Source organism: Maricaulis sp. (genome assembly GCF_048269565.1).
Classification (GTDB): domain Bacteria; phylum Pseudomonadota; class Alphaproteobacteria; order Caulobacterales; family Maricaulaceae; genus Maricaulis.
In genome coordinates, this window is sequence record NZ_JBLXIK010000002.1 from 295,207 (window position 1) to 313,068 (window position 17,862).

General features: G+C 62.7%; 17 protein-coding genes. 7 read left to right on the forward strand and 10 right to left on the reverse strand.

All coding sequences use genetic code 11. The annotated features are described in order from the left end of the window. Positions 1 to 14: 14 nt before the first annotated feature. The 5 genes from ACN0YL_RS04935 to ACN0YL_RS04955 form a co-directional block, all read right to left on the reverse strand. Entirely contained in the window at positions 15 to 1,418 is a 1,404-nt protein-coding gene (locus tag ACN0YL_RS04935) for a UvrD-helicase domain-containing protein (RefSeq protein ID WP_417497234.1), read from the reverse strand. Next, entirely contained in the window at positions 1,411 to 3,129 is a 1,719-nt protein-coding gene (locus tag ACN0YL_RS04940; RefSeq protein WP_417497235.1) for an ATP-dependent nuclease, read from the reverse strand. Before ACN0YL_RS04940 ends, ACN0YL_RS04935 begins: the two co-directional genes overlap by 8 nt. A 337-nt stretch (positions 3,130 to 3,466) precedes the next feature. Beyond that, entirely contained in the window at positions 3,467 to 3,892 is a 426-nt protein-coding gene (locus ACN0YL_RS04945) for a hypothetical protein (protein ID WP_417469266.1), read from the reverse strand. A 225-nt stretch (positions 3,893 to 4,117) separates the two neighbouring features. Next, positions 4,118 to 4,717, reverse strand: a complete 600-nt coding sequence (locus tag ACN0YL_RS04950; protein WP_417497236.1) for an SRPBCC family protein — start codon at positions 4,715 to 4,717, stop codon at positions 4,118 to 4,120. 105 nt (positions 4,718 to 4,822) lie between these two features. Next, a complete protein-coding gene (locus ACN0YL_RS04955; RefSeq protein ID WP_417497237.1) occupies positions 4,823 to 5,416 on the reverse strand; it encodes a TetR/AcrR family transcriptional regulator in 594 nt (197 codons plus the stop codon). Between the two features lie 104 nt (positions 5,417 to 5,520). On the opposite strand from ACN0YL_RS04955, the gene ACN0YL_RS04960 reads away from it, so the two are divergent. Together ACN0YL_RS04960 and ACN0YL_RS04965 are read left to right on the forward strand one after the other, a co-directional pair. Beyond that, entirely contained in the window at positions 5,521 to 6,399 is an 879-nt protein-coding gene (locus tag ACN0YL_RS04960) for an NAD(P)H-binding protein (protein WP_417497238.1), read from the forward strand. A gap of 28 nt (positions 6,400 to 6,427) precedes the next feature. Then, positions 6,428 to 6,916, forward strand: a complete 489-nt coding sequence (locus ACN0YL_RS04965) for a DUF1772 domain-containing protein (protein ID WP_339741591.1) — start codon at positions 6,428 to 6,430, stop codon at positions 6,914 to 6,916. A 7-nt stretch (positions 6,917 to 6,923) separates the two neighbouring features. Here the strand turns inward: ACN0YL_RS04965 and hslV are convergent, their stop codons facing one another. From hslV to ACN0YL_RS04980, 3 genes are all read right to left on the reverse strand, one after another. Next, the gene (hslV, locus tag ACN0YL_RS04970; protein WP_417497239.1) at positions 6,924 to 7,487 is read right to left on the reverse strand and encodes an ATP-dependent protease subunit HslV; all 564 of its coding nucleotides are present in this window, start codon (positions 7,485 to 7,487) and stop codon (positions 6,924 to 6,926) included. A 74-nt stretch (positions 7,488 to 7,561) separates the two neighbouring features. Next, positions 7,562 to 9,607 carry a putative bifunctional diguanylate cyclase/phosphodiesterase gene (locus tag ACN0YL_RS04975; RefSeq protein ID WP_417497240.1) on the reverse strand — a complete coding sequence of 682 codons (2,046 nt, stop codon included), beginning with the start codon at positions 9,605 to 9,607 and terminating at the stop codon, positions 7,562 to 7,564. Positions 9,608 to 9,823: 216 nt separating this feature from the next. Continuing rightward, a complete protein-coding gene (locus tag ACN0YL_RS04980; protein ID WP_417497241.1) occupies positions 9,824 to 10,831 on the reverse strand; it encodes an adenosine kinase in 1,008 nt (335 codons plus the stop codon). Positions 10,832 to 11,015: 184 nt separating this feature from the next. On the opposite strand from ACN0YL_RS04980, the gene ACN0YL_RS04985 reads away from it, so the two are divergent. Together ACN0YL_RS04985 and ACN0YL_RS04990 are read left to right on the forward strand one after the other, a co-directional pair. Next, positions 11,016 to 11,897, forward strand: a complete 882-nt coding sequence (locus ACN0YL_RS04985) for an ATP-grasp domain-containing protein (protein ID WP_417497242.1) — start codon at positions 11,016 to 11,018, stop codon at positions 11,895 to 11,897. Between the two features lie 68 nt (positions 11,898 to 11,965). Then, positions 11,966 to 12,466 carry a DUF6438 domain-containing protein gene (locus tag ACN0YL_RS04990; RefSeq protein WP_417497243.1) on the forward strand — a complete coding sequence of 167 codons (501 nt, stop codon included), beginning with the start codon at positions 11,966 to 11,968 and terminating at the stop codon, positions 12,464 to 12,466. Here the strand turns inward: ACN0YL_RS04990 and nth are convergent. Together nth and ACN0YL_RS05000 are read right to left on the reverse strand one after the other, a co-directional pair. Continuing rightward, the gene (gene nth / locus ACN0YL_RS04995; RefSeq protein ID WP_417497244.1) at positions 12,463 to 13,170 is read right to left on the reverse strand and encodes an endonuclease III; all 708 of its coding nucleotides are present in this window, start codon (positions 13,168 to 13,170) and stop codon (positions 12,463 to 12,465) included. The genes ACN0YL_RS04990 and nth overlap by 4 nt on opposite strands. 49 nt (positions 13,171 to 13,219) lie before the next feature. Further along, positions 13,220 to 13,837 (reverse strand): LysE family translocator, encoded by a 618-nt coding sequence (locus ACN0YL_RS05000; RefSeq protein ID WP_417497245.1) that lies wholly within the window; start codon positions 13,835 to 13,837, stop codon positions 13,220 to 13,222. 258 nt (positions 13,838 to 14,095) lie between these two features. On the opposite strand from ACN0YL_RS05000, the gene katG reads away from it, so the two are divergent. The 3 genes from katG to ACN0YL_RS05015 all read left to right on the forward strand — a co-directional run bounded on the left by katG (position 14,096) and on the right by ACN0YL_RS05015 (position 17,855). Continuing rightward, a complete protein-coding gene (katG, locus tag ACN0YL_RS05005) occupies positions 14,096 to 16,276 on the forward strand; it encodes a catalase/peroxidase HPI (protein WP_417497246.1) in 2,181 nt (726 codons plus the stop codon). A 139-nt stretch (positions 16,277 to 16,415) separates the two neighbouring features. Continuing rightward, entirely contained in the window at positions 16,416 to 16,997 is a 582-nt protein-coding gene (locus ACN0YL_RS05010; protein ID WP_417497247.1) for a DUF2244 domain-containing protein, read from the forward strand. 9 nt (positions 16,998 to 17,006) lie between these two features. Beyond that, entirely contained in the window at positions 17,007 to 17,855 is an 849-nt protein-coding gene (locus ACN0YL_RS05015) for a methylated-DNA--[protein]-cysteine S-methyltransferase (RefSeq protein WP_417497248.1), read from the forward strand. Positions 17,856 to 17,862 lie beyond the last annotated feature (7 nt).

Here is a 17,862-nt window from a genome sequence, read left to right on the forward strand (position 1 = left end):
GCCAACAATCAATATTATGGTATTAAGGGAGAATGAGAACACACTACTAGTTTCTTGGACCCCCTAGTTAAAGCGACATATATATCAAATAGATCCATATCTTTTAATTCCAGTATTATAGAAACTTCCGCCTCAAGTCCCTTGAATAAGAGCGTGCTACCGACCGCTTTCTTTGGGACGTAACGGCCGGTCATGCGCGTTCGTTCTCTTATTTTTATGACCAAATCTGCTAGCGCAGTCTGGCCGCTACGCTCTGAAGCTTTAAGCGCCTCAATGGCTGGGCTAAGTAGTTCGCCCCGAAAAGTCCGAGAACCGGCTTGCTTCGAGAATTCTGACAACAATTTTGCGGCGAGCGAATAGGTTCGATGAGACCAAAAGTCGAGCGCACATTGTTCCAAGTCTGTCGGCGGTTTCTTGTTTGTTCCATCAACAATGGATCGAAGTCGGCGGTAGAGACCTGTTCGATCAACGCCAGTGATTACAGATGACGCAAAATCAACTAGTTGATCGAGGGCACCTTTTCCTTTTATCTCAAAGGTTTCCGCAAAAGCTAGGAGGTCAGTCAAATCGGCTGTCTCTACTTTGGTTGCGCCGGGGATGATCCGCGCGTATCGGTTTTGGTCCTTCGGCCACTTAGTCATGATTAATGTGCCGCCATTGCGTGAGGCGGGCGGGGTGTTAGCGGCCTTCAGGCGAGCAGCCATGTCATCATTGCCATTAAGCGCTACCCATTCAACGCATGGCGGCGCAGCTCTCAGATCGATTTGCTGTCCCGCCATCAGGGGTTTGCGGATGGACAACAGCCAGGCGCCCAGGGCATCATTGTTTGCTAACTTCCAACGCCAGGGTGTTACTAGTTCTCCAGCGGGTGGAAAGCTCGCTTCCACATCAGTGAGCCAGTTCACGGTGCCGAGCCAGCCAAATACCGCTTGTAGCGGGTCGCCAAGTACACATGTCGGCACCACTCTTGATAGGGCGACGACAAGTGCGTGTTGCTCGGGTTGGCAGTCTTGATATTCGTCAACGAGCAGGTGACCGAAGTTAGCCTTTATTACGTCGTCGAGGTGACGTCCGCCGATCAGTCTAAGTATGCCGGTTCTTAGCGCAGGATAGTCGGTCTTAGGATTGTTTAATTTAAGGTGTTCTGGGTTGATCTGAGCTCGGAGTGGGAATGCTGCCAACATTCGGAGCGTCCAACCATCAAGTGTAGCAAGTTTGAAAGCGCGCGGGGACGCACCCAGTTCATCGAGCCGCCTTCTTAGTGCCGCCACACCCGCATTTGTATGAGTGAGTACAAGTGTCGGCAGGCCCCCTTTTTGCTGAGTTACGGCCTCGGCGATGAGATGGGTTTTTCCGCAACCTGCCGGAGCAGTCACGGACCCCGCCTTGATCGACAACAAGTCAATTTGATCAGGCATCTTCAGCCCAATTGAAAATGGATTGAACGAAATTCTTGAATTCTGGGGAACAAGTTTCGAAATGTGGTCCGACTACATCCCGTGCCAGTCGCTCCATGTCATGCAGAGATTTGAACCAAGCCCTTTTCTGAGTACAGGCATCGGTCAGTATTTGACGTAGATCGGGCGGGAGACCCAATAAGGGTTCAACGCCTTGGATATCCTGCAGCTTGGCGGTTCCAGCGGTCGCGCTTTCAATGTGCGCGCTGATCAGCTCGACCCCGTGCAACTCGATGGCGAGCTCCAGAGCAGCAATAACCCCGTCGTCGGGTAAGGCCCTAAATATCGCCTGCTCGATTTTCTCGGCCGGTTCCCATTTGTAGAGCGTACCACCCGCTACCAAGAATCCAGCTTCTGCGGCGCCATTTGGTGGAGCATCGTCATCACGAAAGCTGCCTACGCGATAGCCTAAGGACTGAAGCGTAGGTGCGTGCTGGTATAAGTTTGTTACCCCGCCTGCATCGAGCAGACCCAACCCGGCCGCAAAGACCGATTGGCGCCCTGTTGAACTTCGATACTGGTCAAGCCCCCGGACAAACCCGATTTCCGAAGCGCCCTCACAAAGAAGGACGGACTTTGCGAAAAAGGCTTCCGCGTGTCGTCTTAGGGTGCCCTGAGAGTTAGCATCAATTTTGGCCAGTTTGGCGGTGTGCTCCTGTTCGCTCTCTCGCAATACGAAGAGTTGTGTTTCGTCCAGTTCACGCAAAACTACAGGTGAGTGAGAAGTGATGAAAACCTGGATTGGTTCGTCTCGTTGTTTGGCGCCGAGCGCTCCGAGAAAGCGGATGATTCGGTGCGGCTCGAGCCCATGCTCCAGTTCATCAACCAGAACGAGATTTGACCCGGTTATCGCTTGGTTGAGCAAGCCCGCGACCAATAATCTACCCGATCCTAAGCCGAGTGACGAAAGTGGAACGCCTCTACCGTCGTGAAGAGCGATGGTGCCGCCACTCAGCGAGATTGAGTGCGCGTTCAAAAGGGCCTGAAGATCGCCCTCAAGCCGAACACCTAGCTCCCCTGCTGTCGATGTTACTGCGGCAAGAGTGTCCTCAAGATTGTGATCAGCCTTCTCACCAAAGGCTGCCCTCGCGGCCCGGGTGGCCTCTGCTAGGGCGATTGAAGTGTCGGGCCTTTCGTCGGCCAGCCTGTTCAACACTGCCCCCTTTCGCCAACTTAGATGATAGTCGCTAACACCACCAATTCGAGTTCCTGCAAGCAGGATGCGGTCGCCCCACGTTAGATTCTTCTCCCTTCCGGCCAGCTCGGCTCGTTCGGAATACAGGGACCAGATTGGATCGAGGTCTGCGCCGACCTTGAGCCTGACAGTCAAGACGGTTTCAAATCCGTTTTGCGGTTCATCGACCACAGAACCGTCGCTCGCCCGATAGCCGCGCAAATATTGGTCATATTTGTCTAACTGCTTAAGTTCGTCGTCTAGTTTTCCGACCGTAACGTCAACTATCAGCGGAGATGCGGTATCCAAGTTGTAGAAGTCGCTGTCCGAAACCGCTTTGGATTGCCTTGGCCCAAGGCACAAATCAATGGCATCCAGTACCGTCGATTTTCCGCTGTCGCCAGGACCGATAAGGCAATTCAGTCCGGCGTGAGGGTACCAGCTGAGCTTCTTGATGCATCGAAAGTTCTCGATGCATATGTGTCGGATTTTAGCCATGCCGTTGTCGCTCGCTTCCGATGCCTTCTGGTTGGGTCAGATATCCTGCCCAAACGTAACCTTGATGCCACAACTATGAGTAATTGTGCGTAGTTGTACACTATGACAAGTGAGATAATGGTAACGAGGGAATTCCCCCCAAATCCCTTGCCAGCCAGTGGGCCACCGGGGTTCAGCGCCGTCAAGGCCGCCTTTGGCGCCGCTTCGCGGGTCTACGCCTTGACGGCGCTGAACCCCGGTGGCGGGATCTCGGCATGGGTTTTGGGGTGGAGTGTGGGTGCGTCAGTTCCCCATAAAATCACGACAGATCATTCCCCTGCACCCGCCTGTCGTGGCGTCAGCGGTGGCGGGCCAGCGCAACCTTGTCCCGCAGACCACGAGGGTAGATTTCGGTGCGTTCGAAGAAATGGCCTTCGGGCCAGAGCACACCCGAAGCAACGGCCGCTTGATGCAGAGCATCGAGGTCTTCGACTCGGGTGTAGGCCCACAACCGCCAGCGTGGCACATTCACTGACCACCACAGCCAGGCCAGACACCAGGTGCCAACCGCGACAAGCACCAGCAGGGCAATGCCGAAGGGTGTTGTGGCAAATGAACCGAGGATCCCCCCGACCAGCAAGGGCAGGGTGAAGGCTGAGATCAACAGGACCAATACGGGCCCGTTGATACTGAGCAGCCCCCAGAGGACGGCCCAGCCCGGCGAGGTGGTTCGTTTGCGCAGGGGGTTCATGTCGGGTGTTCGCTTTGCCGTTCGTGCGATCATTTTTCCCCCGAATTTGTTTCGGGGTCTACCGGGATTGGTTGAGCCTCGCCACCCGGCACCAAAGCCAACCAATCCTTGTCATCCCGGACGGATGCCCGGACGCGAAGCGATCCGGGCGTAGATCCGGGACCTACCCGCTCTTCCAGCTGGTTTCACGGGTAGGTCCCGGCTCTGCGCCCCGCTTGTGCGGGGCATCCGGCCGGGATGACACGGGAATTGGGAGCGTTACTGCGCCAGGCTGGCCGAAATCCCCGCAAAACCCGCTTCGTAAATCCCCGTCAGGGCTGCGGCGGCGGCTTCGTCCTGGCTGTCGAGGGCGGTGTAATGGCTCGACCAGGTGATGGTTGAGCTGCCCGGAGCGGTTTCGCTGACGGCGATGGTCGCGACATAATTGGCGATGGGCAGCGGGCTGGAGATAATGGCGTAGGAATAGGTGTGGGCGGCGTCATCGCGGGCGGTTTCGCGCTCGACGAAGGTCGCCGAACCGTCAGCGGTGACGATGGTGCGGTTGCCGTCATCGCCGATCGTGCAGCTGCCGACGGCGGGATGCCACTCGCCCAGCGAGCAGAGCGGGCCGATCAGGGCCCAGACGGTGGCGGCGTCGGCATTGACCGTGACGCTGCGCGACAGGGTCGGCGCGGCCGCTTCCGCTGCCAGTGCCGGAGCTGGCATGGCCTCGGGCGCGGCTTGCGCCGGTGCGGTTTCCGGTGCGGTTTCCGGTGCGGCTTCCGGTGTGGCCGGAGCGCTGGCGTCGGGCGCATTGCAGCCGGCCAGAAGGAGTGCGGCGCCAAGGCCGAGCAATGATGTTTTTAGCGGATACGTCATGACAATATCGGCGACCGGAACGGCGCCCCCCAGTTTTTGTGAAATCCAAAGTCGGGGCGGACGCTATCACTTCACCGGCGCCCGTGGGAAAAATCTTCAAACTTTTCAGGCCGTGGCCGCCACCAGCGCTGCGCGCGCGACGCGCTGTATCCCGGCGACATAATCGGCCTGGCTCCAGCCGCAATCGCTGACGAGATGCTCCCAGTTGCGCACCGAGAGCAGGGTCCAGACCAGATCCGTGGCGCGGGTCTGGTCGAGATCGGGGCGCAGCAGGCCGTCGCGGATGATGGCCTCGACGGCGGCGGCGCAGCCATGGCGCATGGCGGCCATGCGATCGTCCCAGGCGGCGCGGGCGGCCTCGTCGCTCTCGGCCATCGCCATCAGGGCGCGGCCGACGCCATGGATCACCGGGATGTAATCGCCCCAGGCCTGGATATAGGCGTCGAGCCGGGCGGTGCCGCTGGTGGCGGCGCGGCTGGCGACAAGGCGTCCGTCAACGCCGGAGGCCTCGTCGATGAAGCGGGTGGCGGCGATCAGAAGTTCGGCGCGATTGGGGAAGTGGAGATAGACCGCCTGGCGGCTGACCCCGGCCGCGCGGGCGATATCGCTCATCCTTGCCTGCGCGTCGGGACCCTGCTGCAGCAAGTCACTGCAGGCCTTGAGGATGCGGGCGCGGGTCTCGTCACCGGTCTTGCTCATTGTTCGATCCGTCGTTTCTGGCTTGACACGGTGTCAAGTTAACGCATATAGCGGCGATGTAAACTTTACACCGTGTCAAGAAAACAGCGAAACAGGAGAGCATCATGTTCGATCGCAAGACCGCCAAACCCGCCGCCAGCCGGCATCCCGTCAATCAGAACGGCCTCATCCTGGTGGTCGGCGCCACGGGCAAGACCGGGCGCCGCGTTGCCGAGGGGCTGATGCGTCTGGGCCATGCCGTGCGTCTGGCATCGCGCGATGCCGCCGCGTCCTTCGACTGGGACAAGCCGGCCGGCTGGGCCGCCGTGCTGACCGGGGTGAGCGCCGTCTATCTCACCTTTGCGCCCGATCTTGCCGTGCCCGGCGCGACCGAGGCGATCACCGCCTTTGTCGGCATGGCCAAGACCGCCGGTGTCGGCCGGATCGTCCTGCTGTCGGGGCGCGGCGAGGACGAGGCCCAGGCCGCCGAGCGCATCGTGCAGGCGTCGGGCATGGACTGGACCATCGTGCGCGCCAGCTGGTTCAACCAGAATTTCACCGAGGGCGAATTTGCCGGCATGGTGCAGGCCAGCGAGATCGCCCTGCCGGCCGGCGATGCGCTCGAACCCTTCGTCGACGCCAATGATATTGCCGAGGTCGCGATTGCGGCCTTGACCCAGGCGGGTCATGCCGGCGAGGTCTATGACGTGACCGGGCCGCGACTGATGAGTTTCGCCGCCGCTGCCGCCGAGATCAGCGCCGCGACAGGCCGCGCCGTGCGCTTTGTCGACATCCCGCACGAGGCCTTCATCGACGCCCTGGTGCAGTCCGGCGCACCTGAAGGCATGGTCTGGTTGCTGGACTATCTCTTTGCCACCGTGCTCGACGGCCGCAATGCCCGGCTGGGTGACGGAGTCGAACGGGCGCTGGGGCGCAAGCCGGTCGATTTCCTCGACTTTGCCCATGACGCCGCCGGCAGTGGCGCCTGGTCGCTGGCCGCCTGAAGCGGCTCATCCGCCCAGGGAGGGCATCATGATCACCAATCTTCTCGTTCTCGCCTGTCTTTCGATCGCGCTGGTCAGCGCGGTCGTCGGCGGCGTATTCCTTTCATTCTCCGATTTCATCATGCGCGGTCTGGCACTGGCCCGCCCTGCTGGCGGGATCGAAGCGATGCAGCAGATCAATCGCACCGTCCTGCGCTCGATCTTCCTGACGGCTTTCGTCCTGTTGCTGCCAGCCGTTTATGGCCTCGCCGCCTATGCTCTGATCCGGCTGAGTGGTCCGGGCCAGTCGCTGATCTATCTCGGTGCCGGGCTCTATCTGGTGACGGTCTTTCTCGTTACGGCGTTCGGCAATGTGCCGATGAACAAGCGCCTGGACGCATTCGACCCGGGCGATGAGGCGGCGGAGCTCTACTGGTCGGATTATGTCCGGCGCTGGACCGGCCTCAATCACTGGCGTACGGCCGGATCGCTGGCGACCTCCATCTGCTTTCTGGCCGCGGCGCGGGAGCTGGTCTGAGCCCGCCCTATTTCGCCGTCAGCGTCTCGATGGTGAGATTGTCATTGGTGTAGATGCAGACCTCGGCCGCGATCGCCATCGCCTTGCGGGTGATGATTTCCGGGTCGGGCTCGTAGTCGAGCAGGGCGCGGGCCGCCGAGCTGGCGTAATTGCCGCCGGAGCCGACGGCGACGACGCCGTGTTCCGGTTCCAGCACATCGCCGGCGCCGGTCAGAACGAAGGTGGCGGTGGTGTCGGCGACGATCAGCATGGCGTCGAGCTTGCGCAGATAGCGGTCGGTGCGCCAGTCCTTGGCCAGTTCGACGCAGGCGCGGGCGAGTTGCGACGGGTATTGCTCGAGCTTGGCCTCGAGGCGTTCGAACAGGGCGAAGGCGTCGGCGGTGGAGCCGGCGAAACCGGCGACAACCTGGCCATCGGCGAGACGGCGGACCTTCTTGGCATTGCCCTTCATCACCGTCGGCCCGAAGGAGACCTGGCCATCACCGGCGACCACGACCGTCTTGCCCTTGCGCACGGCGAGAATTGTGGTGCCGCGCCATTGGGTCGCGTCGGTGGATGAGGGTCTGGACATGGCGGTCTCCGTCAAACTGGAGACACAGATGTGGCGGTCGCGGCCGCTGCGATCAAGCCCTCAGACCATCACGGCTATTCAGCGACGGCGCGTTTGGCCGAACCTTCCAGGGTATAGTCGACGAAATCGCTGCCGGGCATCGGGCGGGCAAACAGGAAACCCTGGGCCAGGGTCGCACCCTCGGCCCGCAGCATCTCGAACTGTTCGCGGGTCTCGACGCCCTCGGCGACGGTTTCCAGCTTCAGCGCCTTGGCCATGGCGAGAATGGTCTCGACCACGATGCAGGCGTGCGGATCGGTGGTCATGTCGCGCACGAAGCTCTGGTCGATCTTGAAGACGTCGAACGGCATCCGCGTCAGATAGGAGAGCGAGGAATGGCCGGTGCCGAAATCATCAATGGCGAAATTGACGCCGCGATCCCGCAATGGCTGCACCTGGAGGATGACCCGTTCCGGGTTTTCCATCGCGATGGATTCGGTCAGTTCCAGCTCGAGCAGATGCGGCGGCAGGTCGGCGTCGGCCAGGGCGGAGAGTACCGATACCGAGAAACCCTCACGCTCGAACTGCATCGCCGAGACATTGACCGCGACGGGGATCTCGATCCCCAGCGTGCGCCAGCGTGCCGCTTCCTTGCAGGCCGCGCGCAGCACCCAGTCGCCGATCTCGCCGATCAGGCCGCATTCCTCGGCCGCCTCGATAAAGGCGCCCGGTGACAGCAGTCCGGCGGTCGGGTGCTGCCAGCGCACCAGCGCTTCGGCACCGGCGACGCTGCCGTCAGCCATATTGATCTTGGGCTGGTAGAAGACGACCAGCTGGTCCTGGTGCACGGCATCACGCAGTTCGTTTTCCAGCACCAGGCGCTCAAAGGCCGACTGGTTCATCGCCGGCTCGAAGAAGCGGGCCGAGGAGCCGCCATCGCGCTTGGCATGGGCCATGGCGAGGTCGGCGTGACGCATAAGGGTTTCCGGATCGGCACCATCCTGCGGGAAGACGGCAATCCCGATCGAGACGCCGAGGAAGACCTGGTGGCCGGAGATCTCGAAGGGCAGGCGAATGGCGTCGACCAGCTTGTTGGCGATGCGCGCCGCGTGGGCCGGATCCTCGATCGAGGGCAGCAGGACGGTGAATTCATCACCGCCAAGACGCGCGACCAGGCTCGGTTCGAAATCGCCGCCGGCGGCGAGATCACAGCCACGGGTCACTTCCGACAGGCGCCGCGCCACCATTTCCAGCATGCGGTCGCCCTCGCCTATGCCGAGGCTGTCATTGACGCGCTTGAAGCGATCGAGATCGAGGAAGAGCACGGCACCGGTATCGCCATCTTCCAGCGCCTTGCGCGAGACCCGTTCGGTCTCCTTGCGGAAGCGCTCGCGATTGGGCAATTCGGTCACGAGGTCGACATAGGCCAGCCGGTGGATGCGTTTGAGATTGCCGTCGAGGCGCGCAAACATGCGGTTGAAGGCATTGGCCAGCACTTCCAGCTCGTCGCCGGTATGCACGTCAATGCGCATGTCGAGGGTTTTCGACGAGGCCAGGCGTGCGGCATCGGTCAGGGTCTGCACCGGTTTCAGTGCGCGTCCGACAATCAATGCAGCCAGTGGCAGGAAGATTCCCAGCGCGAACAGGGCGATGAGCGTCTGGCGCCGGATGGCGGCATTGCGTGAACGGGTGAGCTCGACCAGTTCCTGGCGGGCAAAGACGACGCCGACGAGGCGGCGCGTTTCGGTATAGACCGGCACAGCAACCTCGAGCGTCGTTGCGCCGAGGGCGGCCCGGCGATCACCGGCACCCAGCGCCATGACGGCGAGGTCAGAGGTGCTGAAGCGTTCCGATGCCTCGTCTTCGTCGACGGCCCGGCCCAGCAATTCCCGGCGATTATTGATCGCATAGACCTCGGAGAGATTGAGCGAGGCCTTCATCTCGGTGAGATAGAGCTGGACATAGTCGACATCGCTGCTGGAAACCGGGGTGGCCAGGCGATCGGCCATGGCCTGCAAACGCGCGACCGAGCTTTCGGCCAGCAGATTGCGGGTCTCACGTTGCGCCGAGATGTTCTCCAGCGTCATCAACATCAATGTCGTGGCAAAAATCAGCATACCGGTGAGAAGCGTGAACTTCATCACCAGGGATCGCATTACTCGCGAAATCGCCTTGCGGATGGGCGCCATGTCTACCCCTGATTACGACCGTTTCGGGCCGCACCTACACCGTCAAACACTCTGGCAAGACTCGAAACCTGCCAGTTCTCAGGATGCAGAATGGGGGCAACCACTTGAATTGTGGTTAAAATGCCGGACTTCTTTCATTAAGATTTGAATCGAATTCACGCGCGGCCCTTATTCAAAAGGGATTCCGGCATCCTCGGCGAGTGATTTCAGACTGCATTCAGGGCGTGCGCCGAAGTGGGAAATCACTTCGGCGGCACAAATCGCCCCCATTTGACCGGCTTCTTCCAGGCTGCGCTGCTGGGCGAGACCGAGCAGGAAGCCGGCGGCGAACAGGTCGCCCGCGCCTGTGGTGTCGACCAGATCAGCGACCGGGGCGGCGGCAATGGTCACAGTTTCCTCGCCACGCAACAGGATGGCGCCGCGTTCACCACGCGTCACCGCGGCGACGGCGACATCCTTGCGGCACATTTCGATCGCGGCGTCGAAATCCTCGGTCTCGTAGAGCGCAGTGATTTCCGCCTCATTGGCGAGCAGGATGTCGATGTGATGCGCGACGAGATGCCGGAAGGCGGCGCGGTGACGGGCGACGCAGAACGTGTCCGACAGGGTCAGCGCCGTCTTGCGGCCCGAGGCGGCGGCGAGTTCGGCGGCGCTGACATAGGCGCGCTTGGCCTCTTCGCGATCAAACAGATAGCCTTCCAGATAGACGATGCTCGAAGACTTCAGCGCCTCGGCGCCGGCTTCGACATCTTCCTCGGTCACCAGGGCTGCGGCGCCGAGAAAGGTCGACATTGAGCGGCCGGCATCGGGGGTGACATTGATCAGACAGCGCGCCGTCGCCGGACCGCCGACCAGGGGCTTGGAGGCGAACTCGACGCCGATGGCGCGGATGTCATGGCTGAAAATCGCCCCAAGCTGGTCATCGGCGACCTTGCCGATATAGGCGGCGCGGCCGCCCAGCGAGGCAATACCGGCGACGGTATTGGCGGCGGACCCGCCCGAGGCTTCCTTGCCGGCCTGCATGCGCTCATAGAGGGTGCGCGCCCGCTCCTCGTCGATCAGCGTCATTGCATCCTTGGCGATGCCTTCGGCCGCGAGAAAGGCGTCGGTGGCCGGTGACAGAACGTCAACAATGGCGTTTCCGACGGCAAGGACATCAAAGCGGGTCGCGGTCATGGCGTATCTCTCGATCATTAGGGTTAAGCCGGCGAAGTGCGGTCGATCCCGGGTCTGGCTGCTGCCGGGTTAACCCTGCAGCGCCGGGACAGCAAGACCTGGCGGCATCAGTGCCGGTCCGGTGGCGCGGCCGCACCGCAAACGCGGCTCCCGTTCCGGCGGCAAATGCGCTAGGAGCGCCCCCATGAAACACGTCGCCTTTCTCTCCGCCGCCTGCATGCTCAAGGACAGTCCGGAAGCCCGCAAGGACTATTGGGAATATGATCTCGAGATCTCCGCCCTCACGCCCGCCTGCCTGGCTGAGGGCATCGAGCTGACGACCCATATCTGGGACGATCCGGATTTCGACCCCTCGCGCTTCGATGCCGCCGTGATCGGCACCTGCTGGGACTATATGCAGAAGCCCGAGGCCTTCGAGGCGGCGCTGGAAGCCATTGCCGGCAAGACCCGCCTGCTCAATCCGTTCGAGACCTTTCGCTGGAACCAGCGCAAGACCTATCTCAAGGATCTGGCCGCGCGCGGCGCCCCGATGATCCCGACCCTGTGGGCCGATCGCGCCGATGCGGCGACAATCGCCGGTGCTTTCGATGCGCTGGGGAGTGATGACATCGTCGTCAAGCCTGTGCTCGGCGGCGGCGCCTGGCGCCAGGCGCGGATCCGGCGCGGCGAAGCCCTGCCAGCCCCGGAAATGCTGCCAATCGCCGAATGCATGGTCCAGCCTTTTCTGCCAGCCGTGTCGCAGGAGGGCGAATACGCCTTTCTCTTCTTCGGCCGCGAGTTTTCCCATTGCGCCCGCAAGCTTCCGGCGGCGGGCGATTATCGCGTTCAGTCGGAATATGGCGGCCGCGAGGAAATCCACTACCCAACGGCGGATGAGCTGGCGCTGGCCCGTTCGGTGCTGGAATGCATCGATGGCGATCTGCTCTATGCCCGCGTCGACATGCTGCGAGGGCTCGATGGCCGGCTGGCCCTGATCGAGCTGGAACTGATCGAACCCTATCTCTATCCCGAACAGGGCCCGGACATGGGCGCTGCCTTTGCGCGGGCGCTCAAGGCGCTGATTTAGCCGCGAAGCGCCATAATCTGGCCGTCAGAGCCGGCTTGGATGCGGGCTGGTTCTGAACGGGGTTGATGATGCGTGCTCTTCTTCTGGCTTTGACAGCGCTGGCCCTTTCAGCTTGCGCCACCACCACGCCCAGCATGGCGAGCGAGTCGCGCTGGACGGCAATCGAGATCGCCGAGGGCGCCTGTTTCGGCGTCTGCCCGATCTACACCATCACCATCACGCCCGATGACCGTTATCAGCTGAATGGTGTGCGCTTCACCCGCCATGATGGCGCGAGCAGCGGGATGCTGGAGGCCGGCAGTTTCGCGCGCATCGCCGAAATCCTGCAGGCCTATGACGCCGCGGTCCTGCCCGCCGATATAACGCGGAACAATCCCGCCGCCTGTGGCCGCAGCATCATGACGGACATGCCAGACTTCCGGCTCGGTCTGACCGGCCCGGATGGTCGCCAGAATATCGTCTGGTATCCCGGTTGTGCGGAGTCGCCGTATCGGGAGGCCCTGTCGCAGATTCGTGAACAAGTGCGCCTGGCCTATGACTACGAAACGCTGGTCGCGTCGAAACGCTAGGCGCCCTTCGGCGCCGGCGTCTTGTCCTTGAAGCGGCACAGATCGGCAATCGGGCAGCGCCAGCATTCCGGTTTTCTCGCCTTGCAGATATAGCGCCCGTGCAGGATCAGCCAGTGATGTGCGCCCTTCATGTATTCGGCGGGCACGATCTTCATCAGCCGGGCTTCGACCTCATCCGGCGTCTTGCCCGGTGCCAGTCCGGTGCGGTTGCCGACGCGGAAAATATGGGTGTCGACCGCAATGGTTTCCTCGCCGAAGGCCTCGTTGAGCACGACATTGGCGGTCTTGCGCCCGACCCCGGCCAGGGCCTCGAGTGAGGCGCGGTCATGGGGCACCTGGCCGCCATGACGCTCGACCAGCTGCTGCGACATGATGATGACATTCCTGGCCTTGTTGCGGAACAGGCCGATCGTCTTGATACGCTCGCGGACATGATCCTCGCCCAAGGCCAGCATTTTCTCCGGCGTATCGGCCTCCTGGAACAAGAGCTTCGTCGCCTTGTTGACGCCGACATCGGTCGCCTGCGCCGACAGGGCGACGGCGACGAGCAGGGTGAAGGGGTTCACATAATCCAGCTCGGTCTTCGGTTCGGGACGGTCCTGGGCCAGGCGGGCGAAGATATCATGCGCCTGCTCGCGGGTCAGGCCGCGCGGGGCGCGCTTTTTTGGTTTCCGGGCGGGCGTTCTGGTCGGGGTCTTGCTCATGGCCTTCTGTCTAGCGCGGTCCGACCGCCGCCGTCATGCCGTTTCTGCCTCAGCGCGCGGTCGCCATCAGCAGCCAGATGGCGACGCCGATCAGCAAGAGCGACAGGGTGCGCTGGAAAATACGGTGACGCTTGGGGTCCTCCAGGAAGCGCCTTGCGCTGCCGGCCAGTGCGACGATGCCGAGATGGATCAGGGTGGCGATCGAGACCGAGATCACGGCCAGCATGGCCGCCTGCGGCGCCACGGGAGCGTCGGGCCGGATGAATTGCGGGAAGACGGAGACGTAGAATAGCGCGGCCTTGGGGTTGAGGGCGTTGATCAGGAAACCGTGAGCGAAATAGCGCAGATTGCTCTGATGCTCCGGCGTCTCCTGCCGGGCATTGGCCTTGAGCCAGCCTTCAAGGCCGAGATAGACCAGGAAGGCGACACCGGCCCAGCGCAGCGTCTCGTATAGCCAGTCGACCTGTTCGAGCAGGGCGCCGAGCCCCAATGCGGCTGCGGCCGCAACCACGGTCAGGCCCAGGGCAATACCCGCTACGGCCGCGAAGCCGGCACGGCGTCCTTCGCTGACACTGAGCACGGCCAGCCAGGCCATATTCGGGCCGGGCGTCAGCTCGATGACGAGGACGGTGAAGGCGAAGGTGGCAAGGGCGGCGAGCTCGATCATGGCACCTGATTACGCAAGCCGTACCGATCCGTCACCTGTTCGAGCGGGCGATCCGGATGTTGAGTACAGCATTGCCCGGTTTGGCCGGGCCGCTGGTTTCGGGCTCCCGGCAGCAGCGTACCGCCGCGTGCAAAGATTTTCTCTATAGCTTGTTCGGATACTTTCGATTGGAGTTATGGCCCGCAATCCGGCATCGTTAGATCATAGCGTTACAGCGTTCGCGTAGACCCTTCACCTCGAACCACGATCGGAAAGACCATGGACGGCGAGAGCAAATGCCCGGTAATGGGCGCATCCCAGCGACACACAGCGGCCGGAGCGGCCAATAATGGCGACTGGTGGCCAGAACAGCTGAATCTTCAAATCCTCCGCCAGAATTCCAGCCTGGCCAATCCACTCGACCCGGATTTCGACTATGCCCGGGCCTTCAAGAGCCTCGATCTCAAGGCGGTCAAGAAAGACCTCTATGCCCTGATGACCGACAGCCAGGACTGGTGGCCGGCCGATTATGGCCATTATGGCCCCTTCTTCATCCGCATGGCCTGGCACAGCGCCGGCACCTATCGCATCAGTGATGGTCGCGGCGGCGCCGGTTCCGGCTCGCAGCGCTTTGCGCCACTCAACAGCTGGCCCGACAATGTCAATCTCGACAAGGCGCGCCGCCTGCTCTGGCCGATCAAGCAGAAATACGGCCAGAAGATCTCATGGGCCGACCTGATGGTGCTGGCCGGCAATTGCGCCCTGGAATCGATGGGCTGTCCGACCTTCGGCTTCGCCGGTGGCCGCGTCGATATCTGGGAACCGGAACAGGACATCTATTGGGGTCCCGAGAGCACCTGGCTCGGCGATGAGCGCTATAGCGGCGATCGCGATCTGGAAGACCCGCTCGCGGCTGTGCAGATGGGCCTGATCTACGTCAATCCGGAAGGCCCGAACGGCAATCCCGACCCGGTCGCTTCCGGCCGCGATGTGCGCGAGACCTTTGCCCGCATGGCGATGGATGATGCAGAGACCGTGGCGCTGGTCGCCGGCGGTCACACCTTCGGCAAATGCCATGGGGCCGGCGATGCCGCCCTGGTCGGTCCGGAGCCGGAAGCGGCGCCGATCGAGCAGATGGGGCTGGGCTGGAAGAGCTCATATGGCAGTGGCAAGGCCGGCGATGCGATCGGCAGCGGTATTGAAGGTGCCTGGAAAACCAATCCGACCCAATGGGATATGGGCTATCTCAATATCCTGTTCAAATACGAGTGGGAATTGTGCAAGAGCCCGGCCGGTGCCCACCAATGGCATCCCAAGGATTGTGAAGAGTCCGACATGATCGTCGACGCCTTCGACCCGTCAAAGAAACACCGTCCGATGATGACCACGGCGGACCTCTCTTTGCGCTTCGACCCGATCTATGAGCCGATCGCGCGCCGCTATCAGCAAGACCCGCAGGCCTTCGCCGATGCCTTTGCCCGCGCCTGGTTCAAGCTGACCCACCGCGATATGGGCCCGGTCTCGCGCTATCTCGGACCGGAAGTGCCCTCCGAGGAACTGATCTGGCAGGATCCGGTGCCGGCAGCGCCGAAGAAGACGCTGAAGGACCGGGAGATTGCCCGGCTGAAGTCGGAAATTCTCGCTTCGGATCTGAGCGTGTCCGAACTGGTGCGCACGGCCTGGGCCTCGGCCTCGACCTTCCGCGGTTCCGATATGCGCGGCGGCGCCAATGGCGCGCGTATCCGCCTCGCACCGCAAAAGGACTGGACCGTCAACCAGCCGGCGGAACTGGCCCGCGTGCTGCACATTCTCGAGGGTATCCAGGCGAATTTCGGGGCCGACAAGGTCTCGATCGCTGATCTGATCGTTCTTGGCGGTTGTGCCGGCGTCGAGGCGGCGGCCGCCAAGGCCGGGCATAAGGTCTCCGTGCCCTTCACCCCGGGCCGGACCGATGCCAGCCAGGCGCAGACGGACGTGGAGTCCTTCGAGCCGCTTGAGCCGAAATCGGATGGGTTCCGGAACTACCTGGCGCAGCGTTATGACCGGCCAGCCGAGGAGTTGCTGGTCGACCGGGCGCAATTGCTCACCCTGACCGCGCCGGAAATGACAATCCTGGTCGGCGGGCTGCGTGTGCTCGGGGCCAATGTCGGCGACAGCCAGCACGGCGTCTTTACCGACAGGCCGGGCACGCTGAGCAATGACTTTTTCGTCAATCTGCTCGACATGGACACCCAGTGGGTGCCGGTCGCCGGCTCCGAGGACACCTTCGAAGGCCGCGAACGCGCGACCGGCAAGGTGAAATGGAGCGCCAGCCGCGTTGATCTCGTGTTCGGCTCCAACTCCCAATTGCGGGCGCTGTCCGAGGTCTATGCCGCATCCGATGCCAGCGAGACCTTTGCCAAGGCCTTCGTGAAGGTCTGGGACAAGGTGATGAATCTGGATCGTTTCGATCTGCATTGATCCTGGCAGCCGCCTGGCGTGACCGCATGAAAGGAGCGGGCCCTTCCGGGTCCGCTCTTTTTGCATCCGGCCGCCGGCATGGGGCCCTGCGCCGAAAGGTCGCCTTCCCAGTGACGGCAAAACCCGGTCATCTGGAGCGATGAGAACCGTCGTCGAAACTTGGCCCGCTGCGAGCGGCGGCATCCCTGACCCGGCCGGACCCTTCACCATGGATGCCGAGCTGGCGCCCAATCGCTCCCTGCCCAATCCTGCCTTCACCGTGCTGATGTTGACGCTGGCGGGTGTCTCCTTCTTCTCGGGCATCCTGTTCGTTTCAATGGGGGCCTGGCCGGTGATGCCGTTCTTCGGGCTCGACGCGCTGCTGGTCTGGTTTGCCTTTCGCACCTCCTATCGTGATGGCCGGGCGCGGGAATGGGTGCGGGTCGGCGCGCGCGAGATCGCGGTGACGCGCCAGCATCCCACCGGCCATCTGCGCCAATACCGTCTGCCGACGGCCTGGGCGAAGCTGCGCCATCTCAACAAGGGTGAGCACCACAGCCAGGTCGTGCTGGTGCAACAGGGCCGTGTCCTGGTGCTTGGCGCCTTTCTGAGCCCGAAAGAGCGCGACGCGTTCGCGGCGGCGCTGGGGGCGGCGATCGAGAAGGCGCGCACCTCGCCCTTCCTGCAGCATGTCCGCGACCAGGCGCAAGAATCGGGTGGCGAGCGATCCAACCCGGCCTAAACTCGCCCCATGACCGCTGAAATCTACACTCTCGACGCTGCCGCCCGCGATTTTGATCGCGTCTCGGATGCGCTCGCCTTTCTTGGCGACCATTGGCAGAACCATCCCGATCTCGACGCCGCCGCTGCCGCCGCCGGCCTGTCGCCGCACCACTTCCAGCGCATCTTCACGCGCTGGGTCGGGGTCAGTCCGAAGAAATATGTCGGCGCGCTGGCCCATGGCGCGGCCCGCGCGGCTCTCGATGGTGGTGCGTGTGTGCTTGATGCCACATTCGAGGCCGGCCTGTCCGGGCCCGGGCGGTTGCACGACCTTTTCATCGCCCACGAGGCGGTGACGCCCGGCGAGGCGCGGCGCCGCGGGGCGGGGCTGGACTTTGTCTGGGGCGCGGCGCCGACGCCGTTTGGCGAGGCGGTCTTCCTGATCGCGCAGCGCGGGCTTTCCGCGCTGGCCTTCGCAGATCCGGACCCCGAAGGCGGTTTCGCCGATCTCGAGGCGCGTTATCCGGCCGCCAATTACCGCCGTGATGATGATCTCGCGCGGCAATGGGCGGAGCGCATTTTCGCTGCGGCGCCGGGCGAGCCGATCCCGCTGGCGCTCTACGGCACGCCCTGGCAGCGCCAGGTCTGGCGCGCCCTGCTCAATATCCCGGCGGGCGCGACGACGACCTATAAATCCATCGCCGACGCCGTCGGTTCGGCCAAGGCCTCGCGCGCGGTCGGTGCGGCCGTTGGCGCCAATCCGGTTTCCTGGCTGATTCCCTGCCACCGCGTCCTCGCCAGCAACGGGCTTTTGACCGGCTACCATTGGGGTGTCGATCGCAAGCGCGCCATGCTCGCCTATGAGGCCGCGAGGGGGTAAAAGGGGG

Bases quoted from the DNA above. Each gene is read 5' to 3' on its own strand.
- ACN0YL_RS04935 (WP_417497234.1), bottom strand. From the start codon at position 1,418: ATGCCTGATCAAATTGACTTGTTGTCGATCAAGGCGGGGTCCGTGACT.
- ACN0YL_RS04940 (WP_417497235.1), bottom strand. From the start codon at position 3,129: ATGGCTAAAATCCGACACATATGCATCGAGAACTTTCGATGCATCAAG.
- ACN0YL_RS04945 (WP_417469266.1), bottom strand. From the start codon at position 3,892: ATGATCGCACGAACGGCAAAGCGAACACCCGACATGAACCCCCTGCGC.
- ACN0YL_RS04950 (WP_417497236.1), bottom strand. From the start codon at position 4,717: ATGACGTATCCGCTAAAAACATCATTGCTCGGCCTTGGCGCCGCACTC.
- ACN0YL_RS04955 (WP_417497237.1), bottom strand. From the start codon at position 5,416: ATGAGCAAGACCGGTGACGAGACCCGCGCCCGCATCCTCAAGGCCTGC.
- ACN0YL_RS04960 (WP_417497238.1), top strand. From the start codon at position 5,521: ATGTTCGATCGCAAGACCGCCAAACCCGCCGCCAGCCGGCATCCCGTC.
- ACN0YL_RS04965 (WP_339741591.1), top strand. From the start codon at position 6,428: ATGATCACCAATCTTCTCGTTCTCGCCTGTCTTTCGATCGCGCTGGTC.
- hslV (WP_417497239.1), bottom strand. From the start codon at position 7,487: ATGTCCAGACCCTCATCCACCGACGCGACCCAATGGCGCGGCACCACA.
- ACN0YL_RS04975 (WP_417497240.1), bottom strand. From the start codon at position 9,607: ATGAAGTTCACGCTTCTCACCGGTATGCTGATTTTTGCCACGACATTG.
- ACN0YL_RS04980 (WP_417497241.1), bottom strand. From the start codon at position 10,831: ATGACCGCGACCCGCTTTGATGTCCTTGCCGTCGGAAACGCCATTGTT.
- ACN0YL_RS04985 (WP_417497242.1), top strand. From the start codon at position 11,016: ATGAAACACGTCGCCTTTCTCTCCGCCGCCTGCATGCTCAAGGACAGT.
- ACN0YL_RS04990 (WP_417497243.1), top strand. From the start codon at position 11,966: ATGCGTGCTCTTCTTCTGGCTTTGACAGCGCTGGCCCTTTCAGCTTGC.
- nth (WP_417497244.1), bottom strand. From the start codon at position 13,170: ATGAGCAAGACCCCGACCAGAACGCCCGCCCGGAAACCAAAAAAGCGC.
- ACN0YL_RS05000 (WP_417497245.1), bottom strand. From the start codon at position 13,837: ATGATCGAGCTCGCCGCCCTTGCCACCTTCGCCTTCACCGTCCTCGTC.
- katG (WP_417497246.1), top strand. From the start codon at position 14,096: ATGGACGGCGAGAGCAAATGCCCGGTAATGGGCGCATCCCAGCGACAC.
- ACN0YL_RS05010 (WP_417497247.1), top strand. From the start codon at position 16,416: ATGAGAACCGTCGTCGAAACTTGGCCCGCTGCGAGCGGCGGCATCCCT.
- ACN0YL_RS05015 (WP_417497248.1), top strand. From the start codon at position 17,007: ATGACCGCTGAAATCTACACTCTCGACGCTGCCGCCCGCGATTTTGAT.